General features: G+C 40.0%; 11 protein-coding genes, 5 tRNA genes and 1 pseudogene. 11 read left to right on the top strand and 6 right to left on the bottom strand.

All coding sequences use genetic code 11. The features are described from left to right. Window positions 1-23 precede the first annotated feature (23 nt). Genes AC2INI_RS13360 through AC2INI_RS13350 form a run of 3 tightly spaced genes read right to left on the bottom strand, consistent with a single transcriptional unit; the run spans window position 24 to window position 4,798 of the window. Window positions 24-3,095 carry a multidrug efflux RND transporter permease subunit gene (locus AC2INI_RS13360; RefSeq protein WP_045103194.1) on the bottom strand — a complete coding sequence of 1,024 codons (3,072 nt, stop codon included), beginning with the start codon at window positions 3,093-3,095 and terminating at the stop codon, window positions 24-26. 11 nt (window positions 3,096-3,106) lie between these two features. Then, window positions 3,107-4,213 carry an efflux RND transporter periplasmic adaptor subunit gene (locus tag AC2INI_RS13355; RefSeq protein WP_045103193.1) on the bottom strand — a complete coding sequence of 369 codons (1,107 nt, stop codon included), beginning with the start codon at window positions 4,211-4,213 and terminating at the stop codon, window positions 3,107-3,109. Window positions 4,214-4,231: 18 nt separating this feature from the next. After that, the gene (locus AC2INI_RS13350) at window positions 4,232-4,798 is read right to left on the bottom strand and encodes a TetR/AcrR family transcriptional regulator (protein ID WP_080889822.1); all 567 of its coding nucleotides are present in this window, start codon (window positions 4,796-4,798) and stop codon (window positions 4,232-4,234) included. Between the two features lie 186 nt (window positions 4,799-4,984). On the opposite strand from AC2INI_RS13350, the gene rep reads away from it, so the two are divergent. Next, window positions 4,985-7,000, top strand: coding sequence for a DNA helicase Rep (gene rep, locus AC2INI_RS13345; RefSeq protein ID WP_486305020.1), 2,016 nt, complete (start codon window positions 4,985-4,987; stop codon window positions 6,998-7,000). A 74-nt stretch (window positions 7,001-7,074) separates the two neighbouring features. Here the strand turns inward: rep and AC2INI_RS13340 are convergent, their stop codons facing one another. Further along, complete coding sequence (locus tag AC2INI_RS13340) at window positions 7,075-7,482, bottom strand: c-type cytochrome (protein WP_122036455.1); 408 nt, start codon at window positions 7,480-7,482, stop codon at window positions 7,075-7,077. A gap of 280 nt (window positions 7,483-7,762) precedes the next feature. On the opposite strand from AC2INI_RS13340, the gene AC2INI_RS13335 reads away from it, so the two are divergent. From AC2INI_RS13335 to AC2INI_RS13290, 10 genes and pseudogenes are all read left to right on the top strand, one after another. Continuing rightward, window positions 7,763-7,839: transfer RNA gene (locus AC2INI_RS13335), tRNA-Arg, on the top strand. A gap of 45 nt (window positions 7,840-7,884) precedes the next feature. Beyond that, window positions 7,885-7,960 (top strand) — tRNA-His (locus AC2INI_RS13330). Between the two features lie 84 nt (window positions 7,961-8,044). Next, window positions 8,045-8,121 (top strand) — tRNA-Pro (locus AC2INI_RS13325). Window positions 8,122-8,163: 42 nt separating this feature from the next. After that, window positions 8,164-8,239: transfer RNA gene (locus tag AC2INI_RS13320), tRNA-His, on the top strand. A gap of 71 nt (window positions 8,240-8,310) precedes the next feature. Next, window positions 8,311-8,387 (top strand) — tRNA-Pro (locus AC2INI_RS13315). 557 nt (window positions 8,388-8,944) lie between these two features. Continuing rightward, complete coding sequence (locus AC2INI_RS13310; protein WP_486305019.1) at window positions 8,945-10,660, top strand: dipeptide ABC transporter ATP-binding protein; 1,716 nt, start codon at window positions 8,945-8,947, stop codon at window positions 10,658-10,660. 64 nt (window positions 10,661-10,724) lie between these two features. After that, entirely contained in the window at window positions 10,725-12,278 is a 1,554-nt protein-coding gene (locus tag AC2INI_RS13305) for an ABC transporter substrate-binding protein (RefSeq protein ID WP_122036457.1), read from the top strand. A 141-nt stretch (window positions 12,279-12,419) separates the two neighbouring features. Then, window positions 12,420-13,397, top strand: coding sequence for an ABC transporter permease (locus AC2INI_RS13300; RefSeq protein ID WP_045103187.1), 978 nt, complete (start codon window positions 12,420-12,422; stop codon window positions 13,395-13,397). Window positions 13,398-13,399: 2 nt separating this feature from the next. Next, window positions 13,400-14,341: pseudogene (locus AC2INI_RS13295) on the top strand (ABC transporter permease). Between the two features lie 238 nt (window positions 14,342-14,579). Beyond that, entirely contained in the window at window positions 14,580-16,166 is a 1,587-nt protein-coding gene (locus tag AC2INI_RS13290) for a BCCT family transporter (RefSeq protein ID WP_122036459.1), read from the top strand. Between the two features lie 57 nt (window positions 16,167-16,223). On the opposite strand, the gene AC2INI_RS13285 is transcribed toward AC2INI_RS13290, so the two are convergent. Both AC2INI_RS13285 and AC2INI_RS13280 read right to left on the bottom strand, forming a co-directional pair. Continuing rightward, window positions 16,224-16,940 (bottom strand): 3'-5' exonuclease, encoded by a 717-nt coding sequence (locus AC2INI_RS13285; protein ID WP_122036460.1) that lies wholly within the window; start codon window positions 16,938-16,940, stop codon window positions 16,224-16,226. A gap of 9 nt (window positions 16,941-16,949) precedes the next feature. Beyond that, the gene (locus tag AC2INI_RS13280) at window positions 16,950-18,830 is read right to left on the bottom strand and encodes a DUF294 nucleotidyltransferase-like domain-containing protein (protein ID WP_122036461.1); all 1,881 of its coding nucleotides are present in this window, start codon (window positions 18,828-18,830) and stop codon (window positions 16,950-16,952) included. Between the last annotated feature and the right edge of the window lie 91 nt (window positions 18,831-18,921).

Here is an 18,921-nt window from a genome sequence, read left to right as displayed (position 1 = left end):
TAGCCTTTAATAACAATTAACCATTAAGATTCTTTAATCTCTTTACCTTCTTCAAAAACAGGTAATGGTTTGTGTTCACTTGCTAAGTAACTATAAATTACGGGCAGTACGAACAGTGTAAATAACGTACCAATCGCTAGACCAGCTACGATTACGATACCAATACTAAAGCGTTGAGCCGCACCTGCACCACTTGCATACATTAGAGGAACAAGACCTGCAATCATCGCAGCAGTCGTCATTAGGATAGGGCGTAGACGAACTTTAGCAGCTTCGGTTACGGCTTCCATACGATTCTTGAGGTGATGAAGTTGTTCTTCTTTTGCTACTTCACAAATAAGAATACCATGCTTAGTAATCAAGCCTACAAGTGTGATCAAACCAACTTGAGAGTAGATATTCATTGTTGCAGCGCCCCAAGCAAGAGCGATTAAAGCACCACAAATTGCTAGCGGAACAGATACCATGATTACTAATGGATCTCGTACTGATTCAAATTGAATAGCAAGAACCAAGAAGATGATAGCGAGTGCCAAACCAAACGTAGCATATAGAGCACTACCCTCAGTTACGTACTGACGAGCTTCACCCATATAGTCATGGCTATAACCACTTGGTAATGTACTCGTTGCTAAGTCTTCAAACCATATGATCGCATCACCCATAGCAACACCTGGTGATGGTACTGCACCAATAGTCGCTGAGTTCAATTGGTTGAAGTGAGGCAGTGATCTAGGTTCAGCAACAACATCGATAGATATTAGGCTTCCTAGAGGAACAGCTTCACCACTGGTTGAACGAACGTAATAGTGATTCATTGATTCAGGGTTTAGACGGAACTTACGTTCTACTTGAGGAATAACCTCATATGAGCGTCCGCTAAGATCAATACGGTTTACGTAACCATCAGCCATCATCGTACTTAGTGTAATACCAATATCTTGCATGGTAATACCGTAAGCGCCTGCTTTATCTTTATCTATATTGATTTTCATTGTTGCTGAATCAAAATTTAAATCAAGATCAGAATAGACAAACAGTGGGCTACCTTTAACACTAGTCAGTACTTCGGTTGCTATTTGGAACAAGCTTTCAAAACTATTTGGTGTCGTAATAACAAATTGAATTGGAAGACCAGAGCCAGCCCCTGGAAGTTCAGGCATTTGGAAAGCCGTTACTGCCATTCCTGGTACATCTTTAACTAGTTCACCAACACGTTTAGCAACCTCAGCTTGGCTTGTTGTTCGTTGGCTCCAAGGAACCATAGAAGCAATACCAAAGGCTTGGTTCGCATTAGGAACACCGGTAAATACTTGTGCAAATGCAACTTCTGGTTGATTTGATAGGATCTTATTTACATCGTTCATGGTGTTTTGCATGTAATCAAGGTTTGCAGTTGAAGGCGCGGTACCCATCAACATGATTACACCTTTATCTTCTGATGGGGCAAGTTCACTTGGAATAAACTTAAACAGAAGCGGAAGAGTAGCAAAAACAATAACAGCAAAACCAATAATCACAGGGCGACGAGTCATGATGGCATTTAGCATACGCTCATAACGATCACTCATATTATCTAAGATATGATGTACTTTTTTCTCAAAACGATTTGGTTCTTCATTTGCAACGAGCATTTTTGAACACATCATTGGAGATAGTGTTAATGCTACGATACCGGAAACAAATACGGCACCAGCTAGGGTTAAGGCAAACTCTTTAAATAGAGAACCGGTAATACCACCCATCATTGCAATTGGAGCATATACCGCACCAAGCGTTAATGTCATTGCTATAACAGGAACCGCAATTTCACGAGTACCTATAATCGCTGCTCGGAAAGGTGTTTCACCTAACTTAATATGACGGTCAACGTTTTCTAAAACAACGATAGCATCATCTACTACCAAGCCGATGGCGAGTACCATTGCGAGTAGTGTCATCAAGTTCCATGAGAAACCCATCGCTTGCATAACCATTGCCACACCAACAAGTGATAATGGAATAGTAACGATTGGAATGATTACCGCTCGGAATGAACCTAAGAATAAGGTAATTACAACCAGTACGATTAATGCAGCTTCAATGATGGTTTTAATTACTTCATGAATAGACTCGTTGATCGCAATCGTAGAGTCATACATGATGTTCATTTTGATATTCGTTGGTAAGTTTTTCTCTAATTGAGGCAACAACGCAAGAACATCAGAGGCAATGTTAATTGGGTTAGCACTTGGTGCAGCATTGATTGCAGCAACAACGGCTTCCTTACCATTCGCACTTGCTCGATAGACATCATGGCTTTTTTCAAGAGAGACTTTCGCAATATCACTTAGGCGAACAATTTCCCCATTAGTCGTTCTGATAACAAGATTTTCTAGTTCTTCAACATTAGATACTTGAGTATCAGCACTGCCGTTATAAAGAACAAACTCACCGGTAGCTTGACCTGCTGCTGATTGGAAGTTATTCGCGCTTAGCACGCCCATAACATCAGTTGCAGTCATATCTATAGCAGCCATACGTGCTGGATCTAACCAGATACGTAACGCGTACTTCATACCACCGTAAAGATCTACCTTTGAAACACCGTTAACAGTGAATAACTGAGGGTTAATAACTCGCTCTAAGTAGTCGGTAATCTGGCTTGATACTAATTCATCACTAGTAAAACCAATATAAAGTACCGCAGTTGTTGAGCCTGTAGACATGGTTACTGTCGGATCTTCAGATTCTTTTGGTAACTGAGAGCGAACAGAGTTTGTCTTAGCCAAAATATCAGACAAGGCTGCATTTGGGTCAGTATTCAACTTCATTGTTACAGTAATGGTAGATTTACCCATTACTGATTGTGACGTCATAAAGTCGATATTATCGGCTTGAGCCACGGCTTGCTCTAAGGGTTGAGTAATAAAACCTTGTATAAGGTCAGCACTCGCCCCGTAGTAGCTAGTTGTTACCGTTACAACGGTATTCGTCATTTCAGGGTATTCACGAACCTGCATTTTGAAAATTGCTTGAATCCCAAGCAAAGCAATCAAAAAGCTGATTGATACCGCTAAAACTGGACGTTTAATAAAAACATCAGTAAAGCGCATAGTTCCTCCGATTACAGCATTGGTGTTTCAGCAGGTGGTGTTGTTGCATCGCTTTCCACAATGCGAACTTTCGCATCATTACTTAGACGAACCTGACCTGTGGTTACCACCATATCGCCAGCTTTAACACCTTCAAGGATATGAGCAATCGCTTCTGAGCGCTCACCTACTTTCACAACATGTTGTTGAACGCGTTTTACACCATCTTTTTCTGTAACAAGATAAACATTATCGCCATAAAGAGTATAGGTGATTGATGTTTGAGGAATAACAACTTGGTTTTCTAATGTCGGTAGAATGATTTCAGCACGAGCGAACATGCCGCTACGTAATTTTCCACCATTATTAGGGATATCAGCTTGAACCTCGATTAAGCCACTTTGGATGTTTACCGCAGGTTCAATAGCGCTAATAGAACCTTTGAAGATGTCCGCAGGGTAAGAATCAATTGAGATATCGATTTCTTGTCCAATATTGATGCGCGAGATATCAGTTTGAGGAACAGTAAAGCGTAAGCGCATTACACTTGTATCTTCTAGACGAACGATATCAGTGCTTGGTTGTAGGTATTGACCTAGGTAAACATTACGAATACCGATAACACCACTGAAAGGTGCTTTGATCTCACGACGATCGATAGATGCTTTCATTCCTTCAATATCAGCAGCAAGAGAGAAGTAGTTTGCTTCAGCTTCATCGTATGCTTCTTTTGAAATAGAACCTTTCTTATATAGGCCCTTATAACGCTTATATTTTGCTTCCGCTGCAGGCAAGCGAGCTTGAGTACTCTTCAAGTTAGCTTTTTCTACTTTAGAATCAAGAGAAACCAATACTTGGCCTTTTTTTACTTGGCTACCAGAATCAAATGAAATTTTATCAATAATACCGTTAACTTCAGTTGTTAATGTAACGCCTTGGTTAGGTTCAATAAAACCAATAGCTTCAATGGTTGGAGTCCAATGAGATGAGGCAATGGTTTCAACCGTAACAGGGAATTCAGGTTCTGGTCGGTTAGCCATATATTCAGCGATTTTTTGTTGTTTAAACATGTTAAAACCAATCACACTACCGAAAAGAAGTAGTGCAAGAAGTAACATAAAGAAAGTCCACTTTTTCATTCTGATTAGAACTCCAAATTAGTGTTTAATAATAGCGTCCCAACTGGCTTCAATTGCCGCATCGAGATCATCGTTTGTTAAAGTAAAAAAACCTTGAGCATGTTTTCGAGCTAAACAAACACTCGCTTCTAAGCTAAGGCCAGTTAATATTTCTACGCTAAGAGGTTTAAATACACCTTGTTCAAGTCCATCGACAAAGAGTTGATTTACTTGGGCAAACATTTTCTCCTCTAGTTCCTTAAATTTCACTAGGTCAGTAGAAGGGAGAGAGTCGTATTGATTACGATTCAAAAAAGTATTCTTCTCTGAAATAGCAAAGTACCAAATGTTTAACCACATAGTACGAAATCGAACTTTAATTGGATCTGAATCTTGCACATTCTCTTGGATGGCAAATGCAACACGTTGCATGATATTCAGTTTTATTTCTTCGATTAAGGCTTCTTTATCATCAAAGTAGCGATATATCGTGCCGGCAGCAACGCCTGCTTGATTAGCTACTTTTTGCATAGACAAGCCACGAAATCCATCGGTAGCTAATAATTGCTCAGCAGATTCAAGAATGAGCTGACGCTTTTCCTTCATAAATTGGTCCTTATGAAATGAATGAACGTTCATTCATTATTTTAGGCTACGATGAATAAAATGTAATCTATTTTTGTGTCAAGAAACGTAAAGATCACAATTTTTCATCGATGGTTTACATGGTATTCCATCATCGACAGCTTTATTATAGACACAAATATTCATTATCGATTTTATAGGTGATTCATGAGACTCAATCCACAGCAAGATGAAGCAGTAAAGTTTGTCTCTGGGCCATGTTTAGTATTGGCAGGTGCAGGGTCTGGTAAGACTCGTGTGATTACCAACAAAATAGCTTACCTCGTACAGCAATGTGGCTATAAAGCCAGAAATATTGCCGCTGTGACATTCACCAATAAAGCCGCTCGTGAAATGAAAGAGCGTGTAGGGCAAACACTGAATAAGCAAGAGTCTCGTGGTTTAATGGTCTCTACTTTTCACTCGTTAGGTCTGGATATTATTCGTCGAGAGTACAAAGTATTAGGATTAAAAGCGGGTTTCTCTTTATTTGATGATCAGGACCAGCTCGCTTTACTAAAGGAATTAACAGAAAAGCAGATCGATGGTGATAAAGATTTATTACGTCAGTTATTGAGCAGTATCTCAAACTGGAAAAATGAGATGCTGACACCAACTCAAGTCAAAGGCTTTGCTCGCTCTGAGCAAGATCAGCTATTTGCCTTTTGTTATGAAATGTACCTAACTCAAATGAAAGCCTATAACGCCCTTGATTTTGATGATCTCATTTCATTGCCAGTATTATTACTCCGCAACAATCAAGACGTACGTGAACGTTGGCAGATGAAGATCCGCTATCTTTTAGTGGATGAATACCAAGATACGAATACCAGCCAATATGAGTTAGTTAAGCTATTAGTTGGTGAAAGAGGGCGATTAACCGTGGTGGGTGATGATGATCAGTCTATTTACTCATGGCGTGGGGCAAAACCTCAAAACCTTGTACTGCTGAGTGAAGACTACCCTGCTTTACGAGTGATAAAACTAGAGCAGAATTACCGTTCGACCAGTCGAATTTTACGTGCGGCTAATATATTGATTGCCAATAATCCTCACGTATTTGAAAAGCGTCTGTTTTCAGAAATTCCAGACGGTGAGCAAATTAAGGTACTAACAGCAAAAGATGATGAGCATGAAGCAGAGCGAGTTGTTGGAGAGATCATTGCCCATCGCTTTTTAAACCGAACAGATTATAAAGATTACGCCGTGCTATACCGCGGTAATCACCAATCTCGTTTGATTGAAAAATCACTGATGCAAAACCGAGTACCTTATAAGATCTCTGGAGGGACATCGTTCTTCTCCCGTGCTGAAATAAAAGACATCATGGCTTATCTTCGATTGCTGACAAATCCTGATGATGACAATGCCTTTTTACGTGTAGTGAACACTCCGCGCCGTGAAATAGGCCCTGTAACATTAGAAAAGCTCGGTACCTATGCCAATATGCGTGGTAAAAGTTTATTTGAAGCCAGTTTTGAAATGGGATTAGAGCAAACTCTGTCGGGACGAGGGTTAGAATCTTTACGCCGTTTCTCTCATTGGGTTGTGTCTATTTCAGAAAATGCTGAGCGTGGTAACACGGTTGAAGCGGTTCGTTCGTTAGTGAAAGATATTCATTACGAAGATTGGTTATATGAAACATCTACCAGCTCAAAAGCGGCAGAGATGAGAATGAAAAATGTCTCGGACTTATATTCATGGATTGTTGCTGATCTTGAGGGTGATAACTATGACAAAGAAGAAAAGACATTAAAAGAAGTGGTTCAGCGTCTTACTTTGCGTGACATGATGGAGCGAGGAGAAGATGAGGACGGTGCAGATCAGGTTCAGTTAATGACCTTGCATGCTTCAAAAGGCTTAGAGTTCCCTTATGTTTACTTGATTGGTGCAGAAGAGGGGATTTTACCTCACCAAGTGAGCATTGATGAAGATAATGTAGAAGAAGAGCGTCGTTTGACTTATGTAGGAATAACACGAGCACAAAAAGAGCTGACGTTTACCCTATGTAAAGAGCGTCGTCAGTATGGAGAGTTAATTCGTCCTGAGCCAAGTCGTTTTCTTGAAGAGCTGCCACATGATGATCTGGATTGGGAAATGAAAAAGCCAAAACCCACTCAAGAAGAAAGGATGGAAAGAGGGAAAGCCAACATTGCTAACCTTAGAGCCATGCTGAAGAAGTAAACCGATATAAAAATGCCCACTGATAATACAGTGGGCATTTTTTATGATTGAGTTAAAGGGAGATAATAATTAAATTATAGTCCTTTAATAAGATGCTCAACCGCTGCAAGTACTTCATCATCAGAACAGTCCATACAAGAACCACGAGCTGGCATAGCATTAAAGCCATTTAATGCATGATTGTTTAGTACATCCATACCTTTCGCGATACGAGGAGCCCAATCTGCTGCATTTTGTGTTTTTGGAGCCCCAGCCGCACCAGTAGAGTGACAAGCAATACAAAAAGTATTGTAAACCTGATCTCCTGAACGAGGTCCTGTTGGTTCTTCTACAACAGCGACATCACTTGCTAGATAAACTTGGCCAACGGGCTTAATTCGTTCAGCAATTGCATCGTCAGAATTACCTGCTGCAAAAGAGGTAGTTGAAAAAGTTAATGCAGCAACCGTTGCAATAATGATGTTACGAATAGATTTTTCCATAAAGCTCACTTTACACTCCCAGTTATTATTATTGGCTAAAGCCCATTTTATTGTATTTACCGAGGTAAAAAACGTACTTAGAAAAAGAGTCGCGTTAATCTCGTGTAAATATTGAGTGATTATATCTGCTTAAATTGTTGCAATAAACCACTAGACCCAAAGAAAATGAGGATAAATAGCAAGGAATTGTCGAAAAAGAGACCAAACGATAAAAAAAGTAAAAAAAACACTAGACGAAGGTGACTCAGATCCGTATTATTCTTCTCCGCCGATAGGGTATACGCCCGTAGCTCAGTTGGATAGAGCGTTGGCCTCCGGAGCCAAAGGTCGAAGGTTCGAATCCTTTCGGGCGTGCCATCCGGAATAGAAATTAAAAGGCACAGAAAACGTAATAAAGTAGTGGTGGCTATAGCTCAGTTGGTAGAGCCCTGGATTGTGATTCCGGTGGTCGCGAGTTCGAATCTCGTTAGCCACCCCATTATTTTGGTGACTGATTTTACGTAGTAAATAAGGTTTCCAGTTTTGATTCAAGAAACATCCCAAGAATCGAAACGAAATTTGTCGGTGAATAGCGCAGCTTGGTAGCGCATCTGGTTTGGGACCAGAGGGTCGGGGGTTCGAATCCCTCTTCACCGACCACTATTTCAATAATCGCAATAGCGGTTATATAAAAAGTTAGTGGTGGCTATAGCTCAGTTGGTAGAGCCCTGGATTGTGATTCCGGTGGTCGCGAGTTCGAATCTCGTTAGCCACCCCATTAATTTTTGGCAACTGTAAAAACAGTTTCCCTTTTGATTCAAGTGACATCCCAAGAATCAAATAAAAACTCGGTGAATAGCGCAGCTTGGTAGCGCATCTGGTTTGGGACCAGAGGGTCGGGGGTTCGAATCCCTCTTCACCGACCACATTTAAAAGCCTCGTCAGAAATGACGAGGCTTTTTTCGTTTCTGCTTTATATTATTCTAACCGTCATCACAAAATCACTATTTTACATGGTGATCTATTCTAGAATTTCATCTTTCATCTCAAGTTTCTATTACTTTGTTTTATGTTTATTTTGATTGTTTACACTAGTTGTTTATTGGATCTCTTGCATAAAACTCTGTATTTCATCATTTACCCCAATTAAAACGTTATTTTAAATGTTAAATATATTTATGTTTATTTATCTAAATTCTGAGGTGTTGAAAGTTAAGTCGTTAATTATGTTTTTGTCACTAACTGACTGTTTTATTTGAATCTTGTGTTTGTCATTATTAGTCATAGATTTCTGTTAACAGCTTGTTTTATGACTTTTTATGCAGAATAATGACATATATCAGTTTTATACTCTTTGTTTGTTGCTTTTATGTGAATAATTGACTACATTGGTGTCCTAATCATGTTGCAGTGTTTCTTGCTGTTTCGAATGGAATCAATGTGCAGACAGGGCAGGATGCTGCCGAGTAGTCGGAGTCTGATAATGTCACTTTTAGAAGTTAAAAATTTACGTATCGAATACCCATCTCGTCATGGAGTTCATGCTGCTGTTAAATCATTATCGTTTTCAATAGAACGTGGTGAGATTGTAGGGGTTGTTGGTGAATCTGGAGCGGGTAAATCAACAGTAGGTAATGCTGTTATTGATCTATTAAGCCCTCCAGGCGTTATTGCTAGCGGAGAGGTTTTTCTAGATGGAGAGAAAATCTCTGGCCTATCTACAGAGGCGATGCGTAAAGTTAGAGGTTCTAAAATCGGATTCATCTTCCAAGATCCAATGACATCCCTAAATCCTCTATTTACTGTCGAACAGCAAATTACAGAAACCATTCACGCGAATTTAAAAGTATCAGCTGTAGAAGCCTATGAGCGTGCTTTATCTCTAATGAAGCAAGTAGGTATACCGCAGCCTGAAAACCGTCTTAAGCAGTACCCACATCAATTTTCAGGTGGTATGCGTCAGCGTGTAGTTATCGCTATCGCTTTGGCTGGCGAACCGGATCTTATCATTGCTGATGAACCAACGACGGCACTTGATGTTTCTATTCAAGATCAAATTCTAACTCTGATCCGAGATCTCTGCGTTGAGAAAAATGTAGGCTGTATGTTAGTAACCCATGATATGGGCGTAGTATCAAACGTTACTGATAAAGTGGCGGTAATGTTCCGTGGTGATCTTGTCGAGTTTGGTAAAACAGAAAAAGTACTAGGAGATCCTGACCATTCTTATACTCGTAGTTTAATTTCAGCAGTACCACGTTCAGATATTAAATTAGATCGCTTTCCATTGGTAAGTTACATCGAAGAAGCCGTTGAGCATGAATGTATCGATGTAAAAACGCATTGGTTAGGGCAAAGCCAAGATCATCGTGAATATTCTGGTCCATTATTAAAAGTAGATAACGTTAGCCTTCGTTTTGTGACGAAAGATTCTATGTTTGAAAGTCGTCGTGAATACGTTCAAGCCTCAAACAATGTTAGCTTTGAGATCCATGAAGGTGAAACTTTTGGCCTTGTAGGAGAATCTGGTTCGGGCAAATCAACCATTGCCCGCGTTATTGCTGGTTTATATCCGCCAAATGAAGGAACGGTTACTTTTGAAGGTATTGATCTGACCGCATTGAAATCAGAGAAAGAACGTCGTCCAATGCGCCGTCAAATGCAAATGGTTTTCCAAAACCCATACACTTCGATGAATCCGCGTATGAAAATCTTCGATATCATCGCAGAACCTATCCGTTTTCATAAGCTAACAGGCTCAGAAGCTGAAACGCAACAGATCGTGAATGATCTTCTTGATCACGTAGGTTTGGGGAGAATGGCGGCATTGAAGTATCCGCATGAGTTTTCTGGTGGTCAACGTCAGCGTATTTCGATTGCTCGTGCATTAGCAACGCGCCCACGTCTATTAATTTGTGATGAACCAACCTCTGCATTAGATGTATCGGTTCAGGCGCAAATCCTCAACTTATTAAAAGATTTACAAAGTGAGTTAAATTTAACCATGTTGTTTATCAGTCATGATTTACCTGTCATTCGTCAAATGTGTGATCGAGTTGGTGTGATGCAGATGGGTAAGCTACTGGAAGTGGCTCCAACTGAAAATCTTTATACCAATCCTCAGAATGAATACAGCAAGCAATTAATTTCACTTATGCCTGAATTTAAAGGCTTAAGAGAAAATATAACAGCGGTATAAACCGTCAAATAATAAGTATAAATACAACAAACTAGGGATATATTCCCGCATAAGGAGTTATGCAATGAAAACCATAAAGACCAAATTGGCTATCGCGCTTATGGCTGCAGGCCTAAGTTTTAGTGCAGCAGCAGCAGATATTACTGTTGCTTATGATGCCGATCCAGTATCACTTGATCCACATGAGCAATTGTCTGGCGGTACACTACAACTTTCTCATATGGTGTTTGATCCCCTAGTTCGTTATACGCAGTCATTTGACTTTGAACCGCGTCTTGCTGAAAAGTGGGAGCGTATTGATGACAAAACTTTCCGTTTTAATCTACGCAAAGGTGTGAAATTTCATTCAGGCAATGAAATGACGGCTGATGATGTCGTATGGACATTTGATCGTTTAAAAGACTCTCCTGATTTTAAAGCGATTTTCGAACCGTATGAAAAACTAGTTAAAATTGATGATTACACGGTTGAACTTGTTTCTAAAGGTGCTTATCCGTTAGTTTTACAGACAGCAACATACCTTTTCCCAATGGACAGTAAGTTCTATTCTGGCAAAACAGAAGATGGTAAAGACAAGTCTGAAATCGTAAAACACGGTAATTCATTCGCTTCAACGCACATTTCTGGTACAGGTCCATTTGTCGTTAAATCTCGTGAGCAAGGCGTAAAAGTTGTCTTTGATCGCTTTGATGGTTACTGGGATAAAAATTCTCCAGGTAACGTAGATGAATTAACTCTTGTTCCAATCAAAGAAAATGCAACACGTGTTGCAGCTCTACTTTCTGGTGATGTAGATATTATCGCTCCAGTGGCTCCAAATGATCACAAACGAGTGAAAAATACAAAAGGTATCGATTTAGTTACGCTACCGGGTACTCGTATCATTACTTTCCAAATGAACCAAAACAGCAATGAAGCGCTTAAAGATGTCCGTGTTCGTCAGGCAATCGTTCATGCAATCAATAATGAAGGTATTGTTAAGAAGATCATGAAAGGCTTTGCTACAGCAGCTGGTCAACAAGGTCCATCTGGTTATTCTGGCTACGATGCTGATCTAGTTCCACGTTACGATCTTAAAAAAGCTAAAGAGCTAATGAAAGAAGCAGGTTACGAGAAAGGCTTCAAACTTAGCATGATGGCTCCAAATAACCGTTACGTTAATGATGCAAAAGTAGCACAAGCATCTGCAGCAATGCTTTCAAAAATTGGTATTAAGGTTGATCTAAAAACCTTGCCAAAAGCGCAATACTGGCCAGAGTTTGATCTATGTTCTGCGGACATGATGATGATCGGTTGGCACTCAGATACAGAAGATTCAGCAAACTTCTCTGAATTCCTAACAATGACTCGTAATGAAGAGACAGGTAAAGGCCAGTACAACTGTGGTCATTACTCAAACCCTGAGATTGACCGTTTAGTTGAAGCTGCAAATGTGGAAACTGATCCTGCGAAACGTAGCCAAATGCTAAAAACAGTAGAAGACACGCTGTATAACGATGCTGCGTTTGTTCCACTACATTGGCAAAACCTTGCATGGGGCGCGAAATCTAACATTGATATCAAACCAATCGTAAATGCAATGGAGTACCCATACTTTGGCGATTTAGTTGTTAAGTAACTGTCTGTAAAAAGGTTGTCCTGATATTCAGGGCAACCTTTGTTCGTCATAAGAGATTCATTGATAAAAAAGTAATACCAACAATTTGTTAGATATGGATATATTTTCTATATCATTTTTAGGATTAAGAGGGGACAAGGAATGTTTACGTTTCTGGTCAAGCGCCTGTTTCAGGCACTGATAGTGATGTTTGTGATCAGTCTGGTTGCGTTTTCCATCCAAGATAATTTGGGTGACCCGTTACGTGAATTGGTTGGACAATCAGTTTCAGAAGCAGAGCGTCAAGCTCTGAGAGATGATTTAGGGTTAAACGACCCATTCATCACAAAATACACACGTTTTATTACTAATGCGGTTCAAGGTGACTTGGGCACGTCTTATTTCTTCAAAAAACCAGCGGTAGAAGTCATTCTTGATAAGCTTGTTGCAACCCTAGAACTAGTATTAGGAGCCGCAATTATTATTGTATTTCTTTCTATACCTCTGGGTGTTTATTCGGCTATTCATCCAAAAAGTTTCTTCACGAAAGCTATCATGGCATTCAGTAGTATTGGTATTTCGGTACCCGTCTTCTTAACCGCCATAATGCTGATGTATGTTTTCTCCATTGAATTAAATTGGTTACCGTCTTATGGACGAGGGGAAACCTATAATCTATTAGGCTGGGAGTCAGGGTTCTTTACTCTTGATGGATTAGCTCACTTAGTATTGCCTTGTATTTCATTAGCTTCAATCATGTTACCTCTGTTTATTCGTTTGGTTCGTTCTGAAATGTTAGAAGTGCTGAGCTCTGAATACATTAAGTTTTCAAAAGCGAAAGGTATCGCAACAAACAAGATTTATTATCAGCATGCACTTAAAAATACCATGTTACCGGTATTAACCGTGGGTGGTGTTCAGATTGGTACCATGGTTGCTTATACCATTTTGACAGAAACTGTATTCCAGTGGCCGGGAACAGGCTTCTTATTCTTAGAGGCAATTAACCGTGTAGATACACCACTGATTACTGCTTACGTTATCTTTGTAGGTCTAATTTTTGTGGTAACGAATACCATTGTTGATTTGTTATATGGACTAATTAACCCAACCGTAGATATCACAGGAAAAGGAGCGTAATCATGGATGTAACGACTAACCACGTTCCAACACGTTGGGAACGATTTAAATCATCAGATTTTTTGTATTATTTTTTACGCGATAAAGTAGCAATGTTCAGTTTTGCTGTTTTTATGGTGTTTCTTTTAGGCGCACTTTTATCTCCCGTACTTGCACCAAGTAATCCGTATGATCTGAGCTCGATAGACATTATGGATTCAGAGTTGCCTCCATCTTGGATGGAAGAAGGGGATGAACGTTTTCTTCTGGGTACCGATGACCAAGGTCGAGATGTACTATCAACCATTCTTTATGGCTCGCGTTTATCTTTAACGATTGGTTTCCTAGCCGTTGCAGTACAGCTGACTCTCGGTATTGTTATTGGCTTATCGGCTGGTTACTTTGGTGGGAAAATTGATAGCTTCTTAATGCGATTTGCGGATGTGCAGTTATCATTCTCGACCATGATGGTTGCGATCATTGTTTCTGCGATCTTTAAAGCAAGCTTTGGCACTGAGTTCTTCAGTCAATATGCGGTGATTATGTTGGTTGTGATCATTGGTGTTGCCGAATGGCCACAATATGCGCGTACGATCCGTGCGTCAGTACTGGCAGAGAAGAAAAAAGAATATGTAGAAGCGGCAAAGGTGATGGGATTTCGTTCTCCACGCATCATGTTCCGTCATATTTTACCTAACTGTTTATCTCCAATTTTGGTTATTTCAACAGTACAGATTGCCAACGCTATCATGTCAGAAGCGGCACTCTCTTTCTTAGGTTTAGGTCTACCGGTAGACCAACCCTCTTTAGGTTCGTTAATCAGTATTGGATTTAACTATATCTTCTCTGGTTCGTGGTGGATCACGGCATTCCCAGGCTGAGTTTTGGTTACTCTAGTCTTGGTAATTAACCTACTTGGAGATTGGTTAAGAGATGTATTTAACCCGAAAATTTATAAGGGTTAATAAGCAGAAATAGATAGAAAAGCGGTGATTCTCTCATCGCTTTTTTTATACTTGTAAAACACTGTTTATGTATTACAGAGAAGAATCTTAGGCTTATTTTGTTGTTTTTCTGACTAATTTGCTGCTTTTACTGGTAATAATTTACTCAGTTGTTAGGATCATAGAGTGTGTTTAAATATTTTAAAGTGAGTATTTGAATTAAACCAAAACAGAGAACTTCGGTTCGAAGTGAGGAATAATGAGTAGAAATAAGGACAAGTACAGTATAGATAACACGGATTATACTGTTGGACAGGATAACGTTCAAAAATGGGGATTCGATGTACACAATCCCGTTTTCGGCATCAGCGCAGGTCTGATCGCTCTCTTCTTAGTTGCTGTTGCAGTAACTGACCCTGAAGCAGCAAAAACCGTTTTAGATGGTTTTAAGTGGAAAATCATTAATGCGTTTGATGGTTTATTCATGTGGTCTGCAAACATCTTTGTTATTTTCTGTTTGGCGTTGATTGTATCGCCATTTGGTAAAATCCGTCTTGGCGGAGATAAAGCAAAACCTGATTATTCGATGATATCTTGGCTCTCTATGCTATTTGCTGCGGGTATGGGTATTGGTCTTATGTTCTGGGGAGTTGCAGAGCCTGTTGCTTACTTTACTGGTTGGTTTGAAACGCCATTAGGGGTTGAAGCAAATACACCAGAAGCTGCAAAGCTTGCATTAGGTGCAACCATGTTCCACTGGGGTCTTCATCCTTGGGCTATTTATGGTGTTGTTGCTTTGTCGTTAGCATTCTTTGCTTACAACAAAGGTTTACCACTTTCAATGCGTTCAATCTTCTACCCAATTCTTGGTGATAAAACGTGGGGTATTCCAGGACACATTGTTGATATCTTAGCGGTGTTAGCGACCTTGTTTGGCCTAGCTACATCATTAGGTCTAGGCGCTCAACAAGCAGCAAGTGGTTTTCAACATGTATTTGGTATTGATGGTGGTCTAGGGCTTCAAGTTGCGATTATTTTTGTTGTTACTTTATTAGCTGTTATTTCGGTAATGCGCGGTATTGATGGCGGCGTTAAAGTGATCAGTAACATTAATATGATCATTGCGATTGTATTGGTCGCTTTTGTTGCTTTGGTGACGTTTGCCGTTTCTATGGGGACGATTCCAACAACCATCATGGGTTATGTTGAGAATATTATTCCATTGAGTAATCCTCATGGCCGTGAAGATGAAGCGTGGATGCACGGTTGGACTGTGTTCTACTGGGCATGGTGGATTTCATGGTCTCCATTTGTAGGTATGTTTATCGCACGTGTATCGCGTGGTCGTACTGTTCGTGAATTCTTGACTGCTGTATTGATTGTACCAACGATATTTACTGTGTTGTGGATGTCTATCTTTGGTGGCGTCGCGATTGATCAAGTTGTGAATAATATTGGTACATTGGGCTCTGAGGGCTTAACTGATGTATCTTTAGCAATGTTCCAAATGTTTGATGCGTTACCTATGGGTAATATTCTTTCGATGATTGCGGTTGTTCTTGTTCTGGTGTTCTTTATTACCTCATCAGATTCAGGTTCACTTGTTATCGATAGTATTACTGCGGGTGGTAAAGTGGATGCACCAATTCCACAGCGTGTATTCTGGGCCTTCATGGAAGGTGCTATTGCGGTAGCTCTACTATGGGTTGGTGGTACTCAAGCAATTCAAGCATTGCAAGCTGGTGCTATTTCAACGGCTCTACCATTCACCATTATTCTATTAGTAATGTGTGTCAGCTTACTGATGGGCATGAGAACAGAGAAACATAATAGTTCTTCACACTAAATAGAAGCTAAATAAAAAGCCGATGAAGAGTCATTATCTTCATCGGCTTTTTTGTGTTTATAACCACAGCTTCTTGATTGGGTCATCTGGTGAAAAGTGGTGATGGACTTGAGCCTGAAATAGCTCCGCCGTCGCAATCGCATCTGTTAATGCATGGTGAGGAGGATAAGCGGGTAATCCATAGCGTAAACGAGTTGTTGCTAAGCGTATTGACTCTGGGCGCTTTCCTTTAAGCCAATTAATTAAGCCCTTTGATTGCTCTTGTTGGTAGTCACCCTCTATCTGCATTGTATCTATAACTGGAAAGACAATACCCTCACCAATCAAATTTCGTAGGTTTATATCAAAGAAGTCACGCTCGATTCTACGATAATGAACCACAACTACCTTACCTGCTAAAGAGTCTAATACCTTTTCTAAGATACGACGTAAATCAGGAGCCCCTTGTAGATCGGTATGGGTGATACCATGAATAACTACTGAGTTTTCTTCTAAACTGTCTTGTGCTTTTACAAACCAATGTTGAGACTCACGACAGCGAATACGCTGCAATGTGAATGGAACCAACCCAATACTAATAATACTGTTTTGATTTGCATCTAATCCTGTTGTTTCAAAATCTAAGGCAACAAAATCAATGTCACTGAGCGGGGTTTCTTCTTCATACGTACCAGACTGATAGAAGTTCTTAAGTCTTTTATCTTTACTGATCTTAAACTTATGCTTAAAAAAAGAGGCCCAATTTAAAATTTCTTGAGGAGAATGGGGAAACATCATTAGCTCCTAGAATTTATTCGCGCTGTAGCGATATTTTAAAAAGTTTTGAGCATTACTCAGTACCTGGAATGCATCTTTTAGATTTCGACGTTCAAAATCAGACATATTCTCAGGTTCGATATTATTATCAGGTTCAATCCCCGCTTCTACATCTAGTGCTTGGTGACGCAGACGTACCAATGAGATTAATTCCATCGCATGGTGTAAATCGCCCCCTTTTGATTTAGGTAAAATACCCGCCTCAATGATGTCATCTAAACGTTCAAATGAGTTTTGAGCTTGAGAACCAATCGCCAGAGCATGAACACGGATCAAATCTGCTAGTGGAGCAGTACCACGACGTTTTAGATTGATCGAGTTATTATGACGACCATCTTTTTCCATCACGAAGTCTTTAAAGAACCCTAGAGGCGGTGTTCGGCGTAATCCATTTCTCGCTAAACAGGCTAAGAAACGAGTATTCTTTTTCGCTCGACGGACAATAAAACCATTAAGTTGCTCTGCCCATTTTGTACGACCATAAACGCCATTTAAATCAAAGAAAATAGAGCTGTTTAACAAGGCTTGAGGGTCTGGATTATCGATCCAATCAGCAAAGCACTCTTCCCATTCTGACTGAGTTTTGCGCCATTCAGGGTTGGTTGCCATGATATCGCCAGTACAATAGGTGTAACCACAGGCAGCTAAGCCATCACAAACAAAAGCAGATAACGCTTTGAAATACTCACCATGTTCTTTTTCGTTGTAGTCATTGTCTAAAATAATTGCGTTATCTTGGTCGGTAACAATTAATTGTTCATCACGAGCCATAGAGCCAAGTGCTAAGAAACAATAAGGCACTGGTGGTGAGCCAAGCTCTTCTTCTGCTAATTCTAATAGCCGCTGTTTAAAGCTTCGCCCAATCTCAGACATTGCACTACCAACCATGTGTGAGTTTGCATCCTCATTCACCATTCGGATAAAGCAATCTTTAAGCTGAGTCGATAGAATAACCAAGTCTTCAATGGTTTGCTGTTGGAAGATGCTACTTACAAACAACAGACTGTTTTGAGACTCATAGCGAACAATGTCGGACACCTCAAGGACACCAATAGGCTGTTTATTTCGTAACACAGGAAGGTGGTGGACGTTGTAGCGAAGCATCATCAGCATTGCTTCAAATACGTAAGCGTTATGGTCTAGTGAAATAAGCTCTGTCGACATGACTTCAGATACAGGGGTTTCAGAATCTAAACCACACGCCAGTACCTTGGTGCATAAATCTCGGTCGGTAATAATACCCACAAAGTCATTATCTTCTTCGTCGGTATCGATTTCAGGATCGGTAATTAACACCGCAGAGACATTCTCTTCAGCCATCGTTTTTGCGGCTGATTGAATGGTTTCATATTTGGTGATCATGACCGCTTCACGAGTCAGTAAGGTTTTTACTTTCGAGGTGGTTAAATCATTCGCATCATCATGGTTACTTTCTACTGCTTGTTTTAGGCGAGTTGCATCTTCTACTTCAACAAAGTCTGAGAATTCATCATAGCGCTCACAGAAATCATCAAATACCGATTCAGGAATACAATATAATAAAGAATCGTTTAAAGCCTTCGCTGGAAAACGTACTTTATTATTCATCAATAGCCCCATTTGGCCAAAGATACTGCCTTCATCTAATCGATTATAGAGCTCACCGTTTCGACGGTAGACTTCGATAATACCACTGCGAACCATGTATAAATCTTTGATCTCATCACCAAAACCAATCACCATACTTTCTGCTCGATAATAAGAAATTTCGACACTTTGTGCCGCTTCTTTAATCGCCTCTTCAGGTAGCAAATTAAAAGGAGGGTATTGGGATAAAAAGTGTTGGATCTCTAGCAGTTCAACTTCCATGTAGGGCTCGATAGTAATGTAGAAAGTAAGGATTTAGTGTAGTTTATCATCATGACGATATCTATCTGAATTGTGTTTATTTTTTGAAAAT

The organism is Aliivibrio friggae (genome assembly GCF_057368515.1).
Note: the sequence above shows the minus strand (reverse complement) of the source record. Positions and strands in the feature narration are given on the sequence as shown.